Source organism: Rhizobium sp. WW_1 (assembly GCF_003610155.1).
Classification (GTDB): domain Bacteria; phylum Pseudomonadota; class Alphaproteobacteria; order Rhizobiales; family Rhizobiaceae; genus Rhizobium; species Rhizobium tropici_A.
The window spans coordinates 238,856-254,502 of the sequence record NZ_RAIN01000004.1; the positions used below are offsets into that span (position 1 = coordinate 238,856).

At 61.3% G+C, this 15,647-nt stretch carries 13 protein-coding genes; 5 read left to right on the plus strand and 8 right to left on the minus strand.

Features of this window, described 5'->3' with window-relative positions:
- Nucleotides 1-17: 17 nt before the first annotated feature.
- Together BJ928_RS14235 and BJ928_RS14240 are read left to right on the plus strand one after the other, a co-directional pair.
- A complete protein-coding gene (locus BJ928_RS14235; protein ID WP_047629987.1) occupies nt 18-1,580 on the plus strand; it encodes a 4-hydroxyphenylacetate 3-hydroxylase N-terminal domain-containing protein in 1,563 nt (520 codons plus the stop codon).
- A gap of 10 nt (nt 1,581-1,590) precedes the next feature.
- Nucleotides 1,591-2,103, plus strand: coding sequence for a flavin reductase (locus BJ928_RS14240; protein WP_047630474.1), 513 nt, complete (start codon nt 1,591-1,593; stop codon nt 2,101-2,103).
- A gap of 90 nt (nt 2,104-2,193) precedes the next feature.
- Here the strand turns inward: BJ928_RS14240 and BJ928_RS14245 are convergent, their stop codons facing one another.
- The 8 genes from BJ928_RS14245 to BJ928_RS14280 form a co-directional block, all read right to left on the minus strand.
- Entirely contained in the window at nt 2,194-2,895 is a 702-nt protein-coding gene (locus BJ928_RS14245) for an ABC transporter ATP-binding protein (protein WP_047629991.1), read from the minus strand.
- Nucleotides 2,892-4,607: an ATP-binding cassette domain-containing protein gene (locus tag BJ928_RS14250; protein WP_047629992.1), complete on the minus strand. Its 1,716-nt coding sequence runs from the start codon at nt 4,605-4,607 to the stop codon at nt 2,892-2,894. The genes BJ928_RS14245 and BJ928_RS14250 overlap by 4 nt, the downstream gene beginning before the upstream one ends.
- Nucleotides 4,594-5,463, minus strand: coding sequence for a branched-chain amino acid ABC transporter permease (locus tag BJ928_RS14255; protein ID WP_047629994.1), 870 nt, complete (start codon nt 5,461-5,463; stop codon nt 4,594-4,596). The genes BJ928_RS14250 and BJ928_RS14255 overlap by 14 nt, the downstream gene beginning before the upstream one ends.
- A gap of 107 nt (nt 5,464-5,570) precedes the next feature.
- A complete protein-coding gene (locus BJ928_RS14260; RefSeq protein ID WP_047629996.1) occupies nt 5,571-6,752 on the minus strand; it encodes an ABC transporter substrate-binding protein in 1,182 nt (393 codons plus the stop codon).
- A gap of 48 nt (nt 6,753-6,800) precedes the next feature.
- Nucleotides 6,801-8,462: an amidohydrolase gene (locus BJ928_RS14265; RefSeq protein ID WP_047629999.1), complete on the minus strand. Its 1,662-nt coding sequence runs from the start codon at nt 8,460-8,462 to the stop codon at nt 6,801-6,803.
- A 454-nt stretch (nt 8,463-8,916) separates the two neighbouring features.
- Nucleotides 8,917-9,276: a lysozyme inhibitor LprI family protein gene (locus BJ928_RS14270; RefSeq protein ID WP_245432304.1), complete on the minus strand. Its 360-nt coding sequence runs from the start codon at nt 9,274-9,276 to the stop codon at nt 8,917-8,919.
- A gap of 369 nt (nt 9,277-9,645) precedes the next feature.
- A complete protein-coding gene (locus tag BJ928_RS14275; RefSeq protein WP_047630002.1) occupies nt 9,646-11,124 on the minus strand; it encodes an aldehyde dehydrogenase in 1,479 nt (492 codons plus the stop codon).
- A gap of 56 nt (nt 11,125-11,180) precedes the next feature.
- Nucleotides 11,181-12,635 (minus strand): APC family permease, encoded by a 1,455-nt coding sequence (locus BJ928_RS14280; protein ID WP_047630005.1) that lies wholly within the window; start codon nt 12,633-12,635, stop codon nt 11,181-11,183.
- A 316-nt stretch (nt 12,636-12,951) separates the two neighbouring features.
- Here BJ928_RS14280 and BJ928_RS14285 point away from each other — a divergent pair, with 316 nt between their 5' ends.
- Genes BJ928_RS14285 through BJ928_RS14295 form a run of 3 tightly spaced genes read left to right on the plus strand, consistent with a single transcriptional unit; the run spans nt 12,952 to nt 15,637 of the window.
- Entirely contained in the window at nt 12,952-13,737 is a 786-nt protein-coding gene (locus tag BJ928_RS14285) for an IclR family transcriptional regulator (RefSeq protein WP_047630008.1), read from the plus strand.
- Nucleotides 13,737-14,990 carry a Tm-1-like ATP-binding domain-containing protein gene (locus tag BJ928_RS14290; protein WP_047630012.1) on the plus strand — a complete coding sequence of 418 codons (1,254 nt, stop codon included), beginning with the start codon at nt 13,737-13,739 and terminating at the stop codon, nt 14,988-14,990. The genes BJ928_RS14285 and BJ928_RS14290 overlap by 1 nt, the downstream gene beginning before the upstream one ends.
- Complete coding sequence (locus BJ928_RS14295; RefSeq protein ID WP_047630014.1) at nt 14,987-15,637, plus strand: HAD-IA family hydrolase; 651 nt, start codon at nt 14,987-14,989, stop codon at nt 15,635-15,637. The genes BJ928_RS14290 and BJ928_RS14295 overlap by 4 nt, the downstream gene beginning before the upstream one ends.
- Nucleotides 15,638-15,647 lie beyond the last annotated feature (10 nt).

Sequence of the window (15,647 nt, forward strand, 5' to 3'; positions counted from 1 at the left end):
CAAGGGAGGAATACGAGATGCGAGCCGAAGATCACCGTAGCGACAAGACCCGTCCGTTCACCGGCGCCGAATATCTGGAGAGCCTGCGCGACGGCCGCGAGGTCTACATCAACGGCGAGCGCATCGCCGATGTGACGGCGCATCCCGCGATGCGCAATTCCGCCCGCTCGCTGGCGCGGATGTATGACGCGCTGCATAACGAGAAGACCAAGGAGCGCCTGACCTCTCCGACCGACACCGGATCGGGCGGCTACACCCACAAATACTTCCGGGTCGCCAAATCCTCCGCCGAGCTTGTGGCACAGCAGGGCGCTATCGCCGATTGGGCGCGCATGTCCTATGGCTGGATGGGCCGCACCGCCGACTACAAGGCGGCCCTCATGAACACACTCGGCGCCAATGCCGAATGGTACGGCCCGTTCAAGGAGAACGCGCTTTCCTGGCACAAACGCGCGCAGGAATCCGTGCTCTTCATGAACCACGCAATCGTCAATCCGCCGATCGACCGTCACAAGCCGGCCGATACCGTCAAGGACGTGTTCGTTCACATCACCAAGGAAACAGATGCCGGCATCTATGTCTCCGGCGCCAAAGTGGTGGCAACGTCTTCGGCCCTCACTCACTATAATTTCCTTGCGCAGAGCTCGGCGACGGTTACCGAAGACCCGTCGCTGTCTGTTATGTTCATCGTTCCGATGAACGCGCCGGGGATCAAGATGTTCTGCCGCGTTTCTTATGAGCAGACGGCGAATACGGTAGGCCATCCCTTCGACTATCCGCTATCGTCGCGCTTCGACGAAAACGACGCGATCCTGGTGCTCGACAATGTCTTTGTGCCTTGGGAGGATGTACTGGTGCTGCGTGACGCAGCCAAGATCCTCTCCTTCCATCCGGCCTCTGGCTTCATGCACGGCTATTGCTTCCAGGGCTGCACGCGTTTTGCCGTCAAGCTCGACTTCATCGCCGGGCTGCTCGCCAAGGCATTGCGCGCGACCGGTGGCGATGCCTTCCGCGGCAATCAGGCAGCGCTCGGGGAAATCATCGCGCTTCGCCACATGTTCTGGTCCTTCTCCAATGCCATGGCCTACAACCCGCAGCCCTGGGCCAATGGCGCTGTATTGCCGAACATGGAAGCGGCGCTCTCTTACCGCACCTTCATGTCGGAGGCCTATCCGCGTGTCATCGAAACGGTGCGCAGGGTCATCGCTTCGGGCCTGATCTACCTGCCCTCTTCGGCCAAGGATTTCGGCAATCCGGAGATCGACCGCTATCTCGCCCAATATGTGCGCGGGTCTAACGACATGGGTCATATCGAGCGCATCAAGATCATGAAGCTGCTCTGGGATGCCACGGGTACCGAATTCGGCGGGCGCCACGCTCTTTATGAGCTCAACTACGCCGGCGCGCCGGAAGAGGTTCGTCTGCAGGTGCTGAAAGGCGCCGAGCGCGGCGGCCGGCTGAAGGAGATGGAAGCGTTGGTCGATCAGTGCATGAGCGACTACGACGAGAACGGCTGGACCGGAGACACCTGGCTTCCGCCGCTAGGCGATACCTCCCCCGTTCGCAATGCCGCCGAATGAGGCCATTGCCATGGAGGAGCAACTCTCAAAAACCGAATTCCGCAATGCCATGGCCAGGGTCTGCGCACCGGTCAACGTCATTACCACCAATGGCCCTGCCGGCCGCGGCGGCTTCACCGCGACGGCCATGTGCAGCGTCACCGACGAGCCGCCGACGCTGCTGGTCTGCATGAACAGCCGCTCGGCGCAAACAAGCCTCTTCCTCGATAACCGTCGCTTCTGCGTCAATGTCCTGACGCAGGAGCACAAGGAACTGGCCGGCTATTTCGCCGGTCAGCGCGCCGACATGGAGGAGCGCTACGCCGCGGCGGAATGGGTCAACTTCCGCTCCGGCAGCCAGGCGCTCTCCGATGCCATCGTCTCCTTCGACTGCCGGCTGACGGAAGCGCGCCTCGTCGGCACGCACCATATCTTCATCGGCGAGGTGATGGATATACGCAGTCGCAAGGACGGACACGCACTGCTCTATTTCGACCGCAACTACGTGCATGTGCCGACCCAGGCAGGCAGCTTCGGCGGCTGAACAGCAAAGCATCGAAGATGTTTCAAAGGAATGGGGGATGCGATCGCCAATCGCATCCCCTTTAAGATTTTGCCAAATACTCGTGTTTCGTCAGGCAGCGGCATCGCCGAGATAGAGGCGATGGAGCTGCGCGGGATCATCTGCGAGCGCAGTGCAATCGCCATCATAGACGATCGCGCCTCTGCGCAGCACATAGGCACGATCGCCGATCGCAAGCGCCAGAGCCGCAAACTGCTCGACCAGAATGACCGCCATGCCAGCGTCTGCCAATTGCCTCACCGCCCGCATCAGGCGGCTGACGATGACGGGCGCCAGACCCGACGACATTTCGTCGATCATAATCACCTTCGGCCGTGTCAGCAGCGAACGGGCGATGACGACCATCTGCTGCTCGCCGCCGGAGAGCATGCCTGCCTTGATATTGCGGCGCTGCAGCAGCTCGGGAAACAGATCGTAGGCCTCCTGGAGATCCGCCGCCGGATTGAGCGCCACCTTGAGATTTTCCTCGGTCGTCATTTCAGGAAAGACGGTACGGCCCTGCTCGACATGGCTGATACCGGCGCGGGCGCGCAGGCCCGCCCGCAGCTTCAAAAGCTCCGCGCCATCCAGTGAGACCGAGCCGGCCGCAGCTGAAATGATCCCCGAGAGGCTTTCGAGCAGCGTCGTCTTGCCCGCTCCGTTCGAACCGAGTAGCACGCTGATCTCACCGCTCGATACGCTAAGATCCACGCCACGAACGACTGGAATCCCGGATCGATTGACGACGAGGCCATTGATGGAAAGCGCAGTCATTCGGCCGCCTCCTCGAGTTCGATGCCCATATAGGCTTTCTGGACGATCGGCATGGCGAGAACGCTCTGCGGCGCGCCATTGGCGATCACGCGTCCGAAATCGAACACGGTGATCGCTGAGCAGGCCCGCCTTACGAGATCCATGTCATGCTCGATCAGAAGCACCGCGCTGCCGAAAGTCTCCGGGATTGCGGCGATGCGCTCGCCGAGCTTCACGGCATCGGCATAGGACTGGCCGGCGGCTGGCTCGTCGAGAAGGATGACTGGGGCGCGGGAAGCAACGACGCCGGCGACATCGAGCAGCCGGCGCGTACCTGCGTCGATTGAGGCGATCGGCGTGTGGGCAGGCGGGCAATCGAACCATTGCAGGATGGCGGAGAGTTCGTCGTCGCTGATCGCGCCGGCAGCGAGCCGCACATAGTTTCCGACACTCAGTTCCGGCGCGATGCGCGTGGTCTGCCAGGTACGGCGAATGCCAAGCCGAGCGCGATTGGTTGCCGAGAACCCCTCCAGTGCCTTTCCATTCAGCTTGATCGAACCGTCATACCGAGCGAGAAATCCAGCAATCGCATCGACCATGGTCGACTTGCCGGCGCCATTCGGCCCGACGAGGCCGACGACGGTACGGGCAGGCACCTGCAGATTGACCTTGTCGAGGGCAACGACAGCACCGTAGCGGACCGTCAGATTACCGATCTCCAACGCCAGTCCCTGTTCATGGATAGCAGCAGCCGGAAGGCGGCCCGGCTGGCTATGGGTAGCGGTCGCGCGGCGCTTGGGCAGCAATTTGCGCCCAAGCCGCGCCCAGGTCTCGCTGATCGTCTCGCCGGAAGAAAGGGCATGCACGGCACCGATGGCGAAGAAGACGTTGCCGACATCCTGCGGCAGGTTGAGTCGGCGCAGAAGTTCCGGAAACAGCGTGATCAATATGCCGCCGATGACGGCTCCAAGGGTGAAATGCGCGCCCACCATCGTCGCCACGGCAAAGAGCGAAAGCGACTGCATCATCGAGAAGTTTTCAGATACCAGCGTCCCGAGATAGCCGGCGAGCAAACCGCCCGACACACCGGAAATGAACGCACTGATGGCGAAGGCGCTGAGCTTGGCCCGCGGGATCGAAACCCCATGCGCCGCCGCTGCCCGCTCCGAATGCCGAACAGCGAGCCAGGACGCGCCGAGCCGCGAGCGGCTGACGAACTCGAGCGCCACGGCGATCACGCCGTAGGTGAGAAGCACGAAGATGAAAAAGCCGTAATCGCTCTCGAAGAGCGCGGGACGGACGACCTGCGTAAACGTCGTCTGCCCCGGAAAGGTGATCGTCGCGAGCACCGTATCGAAGGCCGCGGCGAAGCCGAGGGTGACGATCGCAAGGTTGATGCCGCGCAGTCGCAACGCCGGCAGACCGATGGCAATGCCGACAGGTACGGCCGCCAAACCGCCGATGATCATCCAGACGACAAGACCGCCCGGTGCCTCGATGACATTCAGATATCCCGTGACCCAGCCGCCGACGCCGGCGAAGGACATCTGGCAGAGCGAGATCATGCCGGTGCGTCCGGCGACGAGTCCGAGGCTCTGCAGCGCAATGCCCGTTATGAAAACCGCCGTCAGGAGGAACACCCAGTACTTCGGCAAAAGCAAAAGAACGAGTGCGCCGACGGCCACAAGCGATAGGGCCGTCACAATGGCGGCACGGAAACTAGCGTGCTTCATCCCAGCGGGCTCCTCTCTGCGACCATAGAAGGACGGCAAGAATGACGATGAAGGGAACGGTGCTGCGGTATTGGCTGACAAAATCGATGGCGCTGACCGCACCTTCTAATATGCCGATCGTCAAGCCGCCGAGAAGTGCCGCGCGGAAACTGGCGAAGGCGCCGATCAGGGCCGCGGCCAGCGCCGGCACGACGAGCAGGCTCAGCGAGGCGAAATCCGGCGAACGCAACGGCGCGATGATCATCAGCGCGAAGGAGGTCACAGCTCCGGTCACCGCCCAGACGCCAAGCGCCAGGAGCCGCACCCGAATGCCGATCAGCTCCGCCGCCATCGGCCGCTGCGACAGCGCCCGTAGTTGCAGGCCGATGCGGGTGCGGGCGAGGAACTGTTCCGTTACGATGGTGAAGACGACCGATAGAAGAAGCGTCGTCACGGCAGCCCACGTCACCTCCACACCCGCGAGGCGGAACGCCGAACCAGCGATAATTTCCGGGAAATTATGCGGATGCTGGCCGCCGGTCAGCCGCAGGCCGATCGCGATGATGCCGACGAGAAGCGCCGCAGTCACCGCCGCCTTCGTCGAGGCATTGGCGTTGGCAAACCATGTCGTCATCACAAGGCCGATCAAGATGCCGGCAACCGCACCGGCAGCGATGCCCAAGAGGACGGCCGGCAGCAGCGGTATGCCGGCTTCGTGCAGCGCAACCATGATGAAAGTGCCCGTGGCGCCGATCGCGGCGCCGGTGAAGTTCACCACCGCGACCAGGCGATAGGTGAAGATCGCGCAGACCCCGAGAATGGCATAGGCGCCACCTGCGGAAAGGCCAGCCACAGCGGCTGTAAAGAGAGCGTTCATTGCAGAACTCCGGAAGCGGGCAAAACTTGCCTCGCCAGATCAGATCGTCGTCGCGTCGAGCCAACGCCCGGCCCTGCCCTTCGAAGGCAGGACCGGCACGTGCGTCATTACTTGGCCTTGGCCAGCGTGTACCAATCCGGCGTCTTGACGGTCCATTTGCCATCGACGAGCTGCATGATCTTGGTCGACTTCATCGGCGAATGCGCACGGGCATCGCCGAAGACATAGGGGCTGCCGGCCAGCGAATAATGCAGTTCTTTGCCCTCCTTGAGCGCAGAGGTCACGGCATCACGGGTCACTTCGCCATCGATACCGGAGATCGTGTCGATCATGACCTTGGCCGCCAGGTAGCCGCCCTGAGAGAAGGCGGTCTTCGCGAGACCCGCCTTATCCATGGTCTTGATCCAGTCGGCATTCGCCTCGTTATTTTCGGTATAAGGCTCCCATTCGGTGCCGACATAGACCGGCTGCTTGCTGTCGGCGAGCGCCTTGGCGACACCCTCGGTGTAGCCGGGGGCCAGGAAGAGCCAGTTGATGCCGGAAATCTTCTGCGCGTCGGCGGTCTTCACCCATTGCACGACACCCGGCTCGACCTGGTTCGTGAGCACGGCATCACAGCCGGCATCGCGCGCCTTGATGACATAAGGCGTCAAGTCTCCCTGCGGCGGCAGGGTCATGTCGACCAGACCGATGGTGTTACCGCTCATCTTCTGCCAGGCGGCAACGGCGTTACCATAGGCCTCCTGCGTGCCGCCGAGGATCAGGAAGAAGGCACAGACCTTCTTCGCCCCGAGGTTCTTCGTCGCATAATCGAGCATGACCGTCGTCAGCGTGAAGGGGCCGACATTGACGGGGGAAATACTCGGAGCGTTGAAGCAAAGCGGATCGACGCCGACGCCCTGAACGGCAAGCACCTCGTTGCGGTTGTAAGTGCCGGCGTTGACCGCGCAGTCGAGCAGGCTCGCCCCGCCCGCAAGCGCCACGACGCCCTTGTTGTCGATCAGGTCGCGCGCAGCCTGCGCCGCAACCTGCGGATCGCCCTTATCATCAGCCAGCGAATATTCAATCTTGCAGCCGTTGATGCCGCCAGCCTCGTTCAGCTGCTCGAAAACGGCCTTGGTCGCCTTCGGCGCATCGGAAAAATCGACGACGCCGGTGACCGTGGAGACGGCGCCGATCCTGATCGGCCCATCCTTGCATGTCGGACCGGCCGCAAAGGCGGACGAACCGGTAAATGCCAGGCCGGCCGCGGCCAGACCCAGAACGATGAATGCGGATCTCAGTTTCATGTTGTTCCCTCTCTTTGTATGTGCGGCGTTTCCTCTTCGCCGCGCCAGCTATCGCTGGTAGACGGCTTGACCAGAGAAATAGGTGGTCAAGACCTTGGTGTCGGCGATGCGATCGGCCGGCACCTCGAAAACGTTCTGGTCGAGCACGATGATGTCGGCAGACTTGCCGACGGCGAGCGAGCCCGTCTCCTCGTCAATCCGCATCGCCTTGGCCGAATTAAGAGTGTAGATCTCGATCGCCGAGGCAAGATCTATCGCCTGCTCCGCCCAGAGCGAGACGCCCGGAAAGGCGCCGGACGGATTCTGCCGCGTCACCATCCCCTCGATGCCGTTCCACGGATCGGGGATCGGAATGACCGGCCAGTCGGAACCGCCGGCGAGCAGTGCGCCGGTCGCCTTCAGGCTCGCAATCGGCCAGAAGCGCGTGGCACGTTCTTCGCCCATCGCCTCCTTGTGACCCTCCAGAAAAGTCGTCGGATACCAGATCATCGGGCAGAGATCGGCGACGACGCCGAGCGGGCCGAAACGGCTGACATCCTCATCCCGGATATAGCTCGCATGGGCGATATGGTGCTTGATATCGGTCGGACCGTTGAAGTGCCTGATGGCCTCGACCGCATCAAGCATCTCGGTCACGGCGTAGTCGCCGGTGCAATGGATCTTCAGGCCCATGCCGAGCTTTTCGGACTTGTCGATATGGCGAACGAGATCGGGATAGCTCACCAAGACTTCGCCGCGATAGCCCTCCGGATGGGCCGCGTCGGCGACATAGGCATCATGGAAGGCGGCCGTGCGAGCACCGGGGACGCCATCCAGGAAGATCTTCGTGAAATTCGGCTTCACATGTGCGCTGCGATATTCATCGCGCAAAGCCAGAAGCGCATCACCCGAAAGGCCGAACATGAAGCTCGGCTCAATCAGCGGGAGCGAGGTCACGGCCCAGGCGGTCAACTTGCCCTTGGTATCAAGATGCTTCAGCGCCTTCATGATCGGCAAAACCGAAGCAGCGTCCTGGAAAGCGGTCACGCCGTAGGAATTGACGATTTCGATGGCGCGCGCCACGGCGGCCTCGCCCATCTCTTCGGTGAAAGCTTCCGCCGCCGTCCGCTCGACGATCCCGGCGGCAGATTCGATCAGCAAGCCAGTGAGCCTGCCGGTTGAGGGGTCACGGCCGAAGGAGCCCTGCGGCGGATCGGGCTGGTTGTCGGAAATGCCGGCAAGCCGCATCGCCTCGCTGTTGACCCAGCGATTGTGCATGGTTTCGTCGCGCAGCAGTACGGGATGGCCACAGCCGGCGTCATCGAGCTTCCTGAGCGAAGCCTCGCTATTCAGCGCCGTAATCATGTCGGCGCCCCATTGATTGGCGACGATCCATTGCCCTCGCGGCACGATCTCGGCCTGGGCGCGCACATGGGCGCAGATCGCATCGACCGAGGCACCGGCCGGGATCTGCGTTTCGAACAGATCCGCCTGCCCGCCCATCATGATGTGATTGTGGACATCGACGAAGCCAGGCATCGCCATTTTTCCCTCGAGATCGATGACCTGCGTCTCCGCGCCTTTCAGAGCCTCGATCTCGGCCCACCTCCCGACGGCCACGATGCGACCGTCCTTGATCGCAAGAGCTTCGGCCCATGGCTGGGCCGGTTCGACAGTATAGATTCGTCCATTCTCAAAAATGAGGTCGGCAAAGCCGAGCATAGCAGTCATTGATCTGTTCCCGTTTAGGTTCATTATTTGAACCAATTATTCAAATATTAAGGTTGATGCAGACCAGCACGTTTGTCAATATAGTTCACACGTTAATTACATTGATTGCGACGGTAATGGCGTTCGAGTGCGTGGGGTCTAAGGTCGCTGATGGTGCTGCGTTGACCTGAGCCGGAGGACGCAAGTTTTAATACAGATCCGCAATGGCTTCGCATCTGGCCTGACAATGCGGTTATCTGGGGCTTTCGTTCCCGCCACGCATGGCGGAAGCGCCGGTCCGCGCACAGACCTCAAATTGACATATAGCTTTCAGCAACGGCGATGTCATATCGCCGCCACAACCACCCGCGCATGAAATGGAGCCGAAAATCATGCCATCAAGCACGATCCGGACTTGTCATTGCGGCCACGAAGGGCACGGGCTCGGATCGAAATCCCTCGCTTCTGATCTCTCTTACGGTCCGTCGATCTCGAGGACGCGAAGATAGCCTTCCAGAAGCAATGTCCGGTCGCGGGTCAGATCGGTTTCGGCGTCTGCCTGCATGGGCGCATACATGGTTCCCTGCCGGGTTTCGAACAGCCCGCCCCGCGCCCGGGCCTCCAAATCACGATAGCTTATCCAGGCTCTTTGAGCAGCCTTCAGGTCTTGCCCAGCCTGGGCCGGCAGCGACTTGATCAGCTTGGAATAGGCCACGTTCATTCGCTTGTCATAGGATGCCAACGCCGCGGCCTCGCATTCATCCTGCCCTCCGGTCGATCCATGCTCTGGATCGTTCAGGCATGCGTTCAACGTCTGCTCAGTGGGGTCTTGCACGGCTGCCGCAAACGCAGGAAGCGCAAGACCGTGCAAGAACAAAAGGATGGCGATGCGACCGCCTCGAATTCTCATATCTGTACCGCGCCGCGCTAACGAGAGAGATAGAGGACCCCAAGCGGGGGCAATCCGAGCACCCAATGCGGTCTTGACCGCTGAAATGTCTTCATAAATCCCGCCATGTCAATCGGCACCGAAGATTGACCCGCTTTTTAAAATAGACCACTCATGCTGGATCACGGCGCGGCTAAACGAAGTCGCTCTCCGAGCCTTCAACAGATGAGGCTCGCGACATGCCGAAAGCTATACCGTCGACATTGGCCCCGGTTCGAACGCGGCGAACCGGGTGATGGCGAGATCGAGCCGGCGTTAGAGTTGTATCCATGCGGTCTTCAGATCGACGTACTTGTCGAGCGCGTGCAGCGACTTGTCATGTCCGTTGCCAGATTGCCTGACGCCGCCGAGCGGGACACTGTTATCGGCACCGCCATAAGTGTTGACATGCACCACGCCGGCGCGGATGCCGCGCACCATCCGGTGAGCGCGCGACAGGTTCGATGTCCAGACGGCCGAGGCAAGGCCATATTCCGTGGCATTGGCGATCTCCAGGGCTTCAGCTTCCGTCTCGAAGGGAATGATCGAAAGAACCGGACCGAAAACCTCTTCCCGCGCCAAAGTCATCGAGGGCGTTACGTCGAAGACAGCCGGCCGCATATAGTAACCACCTGTCTCCTCGAGAATCCGCGAGCCGCCGGCGCGCAGCGATGCGCCTTCCGACACCGCCTGCGAGACGTAGCCGAGGTCCTTCTTCAGCTGGATCTCACTGGAGATGGCTCCTGCTTCCGTCGCCAACTGCAAGGGATCGCCGACCTTCATGCTCTCGGCGATGCGTACGACTTTCTCCGAAAAGGCTTCATGAATCGACTTTTCGACCAGCAGCCGCGAACCGGCGACGCAAACCTGCCCGGAATTGCGGAAGATACCATAGGCCGACACCTTGGCCGCCTGATCGAGATCGGGCGCATCGGCAAAGATGACATTCGGCGACTTGCCGCCAAGCTCCAGATAGACCCGCTTCAGATTGGAGCGCGCCGAATATTCAAGAAGCCGCCGCCCGATAGGACCGGAACCGGTGAAGGCGAGCACATCGATATCCATATGCAGCCCCAACGCCTCGCCGCAAACCGCGCCGCGGCCGGTGACGACGTTGAAGACGCCTTCGGGCAATCCCGCTTCGGCACAGATTTCGGCAAGCTTCAGCAGCGTCAGCGACGCACCCTCGGCGGGCTTCAGCACCACGGAATTGCCAGCGGCAAGCGCTGGTGCGATCTTCCACGCGCCGATCATCATCGGGAAATTCCACGGCACGATGGCCGCGACGACACCGATGGCTTCGCGGTGGACGAGACCGAGAATATTCTCGGCTGTCGGAGCGATCTCGCCATAGACCTTGTCGATCGCCTCGGCATAATAGCGGAACGTGCCGGCCGCACTGCCGGGCTCGGCCTTCAGTGCCATCGAGATTTCGGTGCCGTTGTCACGCACGCCGAGCACTGCGAGTTCGAGCGTGTTCTTCTCGATCAGTTCGGCAATTTTCAGCAGCACCTTCTTGCGTTCGGCCGGTGCCGCCTTCGACCAGGTGCCCTTTTCGAAGGCCCGACGCGCTGCCTTGACGGCGAGATCGACATCTTCCGTACCGGCATCGGCAATCGTGGTGAGGAGCGTGCCGTCGATCGGCGAAATGACGTCCATGGCGGCACCGCTGGCCGGCTGGCGCCATGCACCGCCGATAAACAGAGTCTGTGGCGAAACGGATAATGTCCGGAGCTGATCGATCTTGTCCTGCATCTCATTTTCTCACAAAGAGGGTGGCGGGCTTCCCCGCCACCACGATTGGAACTGGTTCAGGCTTCCTGGCCGGCACCGAGGCGGGCATAGCCCGCCGCGTCTGACGATTTCAGACGTGCCGCTGCGATAAATCCGATGATCCCTGCGACCAGCACCAGACCCGGCAACAACACCGCCAACACGCCATTGGCACCGGCAATCGCGCCGAAGTTCGCCGAGATATAATAGACGAGTGCCAGAAGGATCAGTCCCGTCACGATCGGCAACACCTTGATCGCAAGGACATTGCGTTCAAGTCCCGGGTTGCGGGTGAAGAACATAACGATCGAGAAGGCCGTGAAAGCCATCAGCAGGATGATTGCGAGCGTCGCGACATTGGTAAGCCAGGAGAAGAGCGCCAGCACCGGATCCTGACCCGTGACCGCAAAAAGCGCGACGACGAGCACGGCGATGACAGTCTGGATAATCGAACCGACATGCGGGCTCTGGAAGATCGGATGCGTAACGCCAACAGACTTCGGCAGCAGCCCCTCGCGACCGGCAACATACATGTAGCGCGCCACGCCATTGTGGAAGGCGAGAATGCCGGCAAACAGGCTGGTGATGAAGAGAACGCTCATCACGACGGTAATCCAGTGGCCGACATAGCGCTCGGCAAGGCCGAAGAGGAAAGTCGTCGGATCGGCAAGCCCCTGCAGCGTCGGCACGAGCTTGTCGACGCCGGCGCCGGTCACCATCAGCCAGGATGTCAACATGTAGAAGAGGCCGATGATGAGAACGGAAATATAGGTGGCGCGCGGGACGGTCTTTTCCGGCTCACGAGCCTCTTCGCTATAGATGGTCGTGGCTTCGAAGCCGATGAAGGCTGCGAAGCAAAACAGGAGGCCGATCGCCGGCGTTCCGCTCCAGAAGGCGGTTGGCGTAAACGGTGCTGCAGAAAGGCCGGCATCGCCGCCCTTGACGAAGATCGCAGCGTCGATGACGAGCACGACGAGATATTCGAGAATAACGAGCACCGTCAGCACCTTCGCCGATAGATCGACGCGACGGTAGCCGAAAACGGCGACGAAGGCGATGCCGACAAAGCTCCAGACCCACCAGGGCAGGTCAAGGCCGAGCTGCTCGGCAAAGAAGCCCTTGGTCGCCGCCCCGAAAAGCCCGAGAACGCCCACCTGCATGGCATTGTAGGCAAGGATGGCGATGAGCGCCGCGGCACCACCCATGAGACCGCCAAGGCCCTGGGCCGTGTAGGCATAGAAGGCGCCCGCGTTGCGGATGTGACGGGCCATGGCGACATAGCCGACCGCAAACAACAACAGAATGCCTGTCACCAGCAGAAAGGTGAGCGGTATGCCCGGCCCATTGCCGAGCATCATTGAAAGCGGCACACCGCCGGCAACAGCCGTCAGCGGTGCTGCGGCCGACACCACGAGGAAGGTCACGGCACCGACGCCGAGACTGTTTTTGCGTAGCTGGTTTTCAGCCGCGCCTTGCGAATTTTGCGTGCTCATTTGCGTTCGTTCCCCTTGTTTAAGAACATCCGATCATCGCCGCGATTGCACGCGGGCGACCTCCACCAAAAACCGGACTGACGAGCGGGCTTATGCTTTTGTTGATTTTATCGCCGTCAGCGCTTATGGTTCAATATTTGAACCGTAGCTTCAAATATAGACTTGCAAACATTGCCGCCCTCTGTCAAGTTATTTCGCATGTTAAGTATCTTGGGTCGCTGCTATCGTGCCGCAGCGCAGGGTCAACAAGCTGATTTGACGAGAGCCACGGCTGGACGCACAAAATCGGAAACTGACCAACCCAAGAGGAGGAACGATGAGCACGATCGGAAAGGCGCTGGCATTGCTGGACACCCTGTCACGGCTGGACAAGGAGGCGGGTCTGACCGACATCGCCCGCCTGTGCGCGCTGGACAAGGCGACGGCACGACGCTTTCTGGTGGAGCTGGAAAAGCACGGTTTCGTGGAGCAGGATCCGGATAGCCGTCGCTACCGTATCGGCTCGGCGCCCGTTCGTCTCGCCCGCATCCGCGAGGCGCGCTTTCCCTTCCTGCGGGTTGCCATCCCTTTCATCAGGGCGCTCGCCGAATCATCGACCGAAACGGTGCATCTCTCGGAGTTTTCCGGCGGACAGCTTTCGACCATTCACGTCGAGGATTCGCCGCGCGCGCATCGCATCATCGTCGATGTCGGCAGTCTCTTGCCCCTCCATGCCACCGCGTCCGGCGGTGCATACCTTGCCTTCTGCGCTCGGGCGGAAATCGACGCGGCGCTCAAGAAGCCGCTCGAGAAATTTACCGATCACACCGTCACCGATCCGCAGTTGGTGCGCGCCATGCTCGATGAGACTGCTGCACGCGGCTTTTCCATCAGCCATCAGGGGCTTGAGGCAGGCGTCATCAGTACGGCGGCGCCGGTGCGGATGCCGAACGGCCATCCGATCGGCTGCGTGGCGATTGCCGCGCCGCTCTCACGCACGACCAAGGCTGCCATCCACGAATTCGGCGCCCAGGCCGTCGCTGCGGCCAACGCCATCTCAGAAAAATATTACGGGTCGGAAAGACCCATGGGAACCATTGCAAAAATCAGGAGGACAGATTGATGAGCCCCGCGGCTCCCCTGCCAAGGATACTCGTCATCGGAACCGGTGACACCAAATGCGACGAACTGCAATTCATGGCGTCCGTCATCAGGGAAGCTGGCGGCCAGCCTGTTATGATGGATGTCAGCATTCTCGGCAATCCGCCCTATAGCCCCGACTATTCCAAGCATGACATCGCAAAGGCCGCCGCTACAACGATCGAGGCGATTGCCGAAAGCGGCGATGAAAACAGCGCCATGGAAGCCATGGCAAAGGGCGCATCTGCACTGACCCGACAGCTCTATGGCGACGGCCTGGTTGATGGCGTCATCGCGCTCGGCGGGTCCATGGGCACGGATCTGGCGCTTGATGTCGCCGCCGTCCTGCCACTCGGCGTCCCGAAGTTCGTCGTTTCCACCATAGCTTACTCCCATCTCATTCCGCCGGAACGCATCGCGCCAGACCTGATGATGATCCTGTGGGCCGGCGGCCTCTACGGCCTCAACAGCATCTGCCGTTCGGTCCTTTCGCAGGCTTGCGGCGCGGTCGTCGGAGCCGCAAAGCACGGCACCAAGCCCGATCGCGAACGGCCGCTCGTCGGCATGACGTCTCTCGGCTCGTCCTGCCTGAAATATATGAAGTATCTGCGGCCCGAGCTGGAAAGGCGCGGCTATGACGTCGCCGTCTTCCACTCCACCGGCATGGGCGGCCGCGCTTATGAGGCGATCGCCGCGAAGGGCGACTTTGCCGCCGTCTTCGATTTCTGCATCCAGGAAGTCAGTAATCATCATTATAGCAGCGTCGTTACCTCCGGGCCGGACAGGCTCGAGAACGCCGGACGCGCCGGCATTCCGCAGCTCGTCGCCCCCGGCGCCGTCGACATGGTCGATCTGCAGGCATGGCAGGCACTGCCCGGGATTTTTGCCGATCGCCCCTATCATGCCCATAACCGGCTGATCGGATCGGTGACGACATCGCCAGAGGGACGGCGTGAAGTCGCGCGGCTGATCGGAGAAAAACTGAAACGCGCCGATGCGAAGGTCGCCTTCCTCCTGCCGACCGAGGGCTTGCAGGAATGGGACAAACCGGAAGAGCCGCTGCATGATCCGGAAGGTCTCGACGCCTTCGTCGACGAGATGCGCCGCGCCGTTCCGCCTTCCGTAACGTTGCAAGAGATCTCTGCCCATATCAACGAACCGGCCTTTTCGGCAGCAGCACTCGCCATCTTCGATCAATGGGTGGCCGAAGGCGTCATTCCGGAGGGAAGGCCATGACACAGGACTGCGCGCTTATCCTCGACTTCGGCGGCGTCGTCACTCGCACGCTGTTCGAGACGCATGACGTCACCGAGCGCGCCCTCGGCCTTCCCGAGGGTTCGCTGACCTGGCTCGGACCGTTCGACACGACGACGGACCCGCTCTGGGTTGCAATGCAGAATCGCGAGATCACCGAACGCGACTATTGGCTCAAGCGCACGAACGAAGTCGGCGAGCTGGTCGGTGAAAACTGGACCGATATGCAGACCTTCGTCCGCCGCGCGCGCGGCGCCGAGCCGGAACTGGTTCTGCGCCCGGAAGCCCGCGACGCCATTCTGCGCGCCAAGAAGGCCGGTCTCAAGCTGGCGATCCTGTCGAACGAACTCGACCTCTTCTACGGCGTCGAGTTCCGCCAACGTTTTCCGCTGATCGAACTTTTCGACGTCATCGTCGATGCAACCTATACGAAGATCCTGAAACCCGATCCCCGCGCTTACGAGCTCGTTCTTGCCGAGCTTAACTTGCCGCGCGAGGCCTGCGTCTTCGTTGACGACCAGAAGAAGAACATCGAGGGCGCCGAAGCCGTGAGCCTGCCTCACGTGCATTTCGACGTGACCCGCCCTGCAGAAAGCTATGCCCGCGCACTTGCCATGCTGGGGCTCTGAACCAAGAGGA

Bases quoted from the DNA above. Each gene is read 5' to 3' on its own strand.
- BJ928_RS14245 (WP_047629991.1), bottom strand. From the start codon at position 2,895: ATGACTGCGCTTTCCATCAATGGCCTCGTCGTCAATCGATCCGGGATT.
- BJ928_RS14250 (WP_047629992.1), bottom strand. From the start codon at position 4,607: ATGAAGCACGCTAGTTTCCGTGCCGCCATTGTGACGGCCCTATCGCTT.
- BJ928_RS14285 (WP_047630008.1), top strand. From the start codon at position 12,952: ATGAGCACGATCGGAAAGGCGCTGGCATTGCTGGACACCCTGTCACGG.
- BJ928_RS14235 (WP_047629987.1), top strand. From the start codon at position 18: ATGCGAGCCGAAGATCACCGTAGCGACAAGACCCGTCCGTTCACCGGC.
- BJ928_RS14265 (WP_047629999.1), bottom strand. From the start codon at position 8,462: ATGACTGCTATGCTCGGCTTTGCCGACCTCATTTTTGAGAATGGACGA.
- BJ928_RS14275 (WP_047630002.1), bottom strand. From the start codon at position 11,124: ATGCAGGACAAGATCGATCAGCTCCGGACATTATCCGTTTCGCCACAG.
- BJ928_RS14295 (WP_047630014.1), top strand. From the start codon at position 14,987: ATGACACAGGACTGCGCGCTTATCCTCGACTTCGGCGGCGTCGTCACT.
- BJ928_RS14260 (WP_047629996.1), bottom strand. From the start codon at position 6,752: ATGAAACTGAGATCCGCATTCATCGTTCTGGGTCTGGCCGCGGCCGGC.
- BJ928_RS14255 (WP_047629994.1), bottom strand. From the start codon at position 5,463: ATGAACGCTCTCTTTACAGCCGCTGTGGCTGGCCTTTCCGCAGGTGGC.
- BJ928_RS14240 (WP_047630474.1), top strand. From the start codon at position 1,591: ATGGAGGAGCAACTCTCAAAAACCGAATTCCGCAATGCCATGGCCAGG.
- BJ928_RS14280 (WP_047630005.1), bottom strand. From the start codon at position 12,635: ATGAGCACGCAAAATTCGCAAGGCGCGGCTGAAAACCAGCTACGCAAA.
- BJ928_RS14290 (WP_047630012.1), top strand. From the start codon at position 13,737: ATGAGCCCCGCGGCTCCCCTGCCAAGGATACTCGTCATCGGAACCGGT.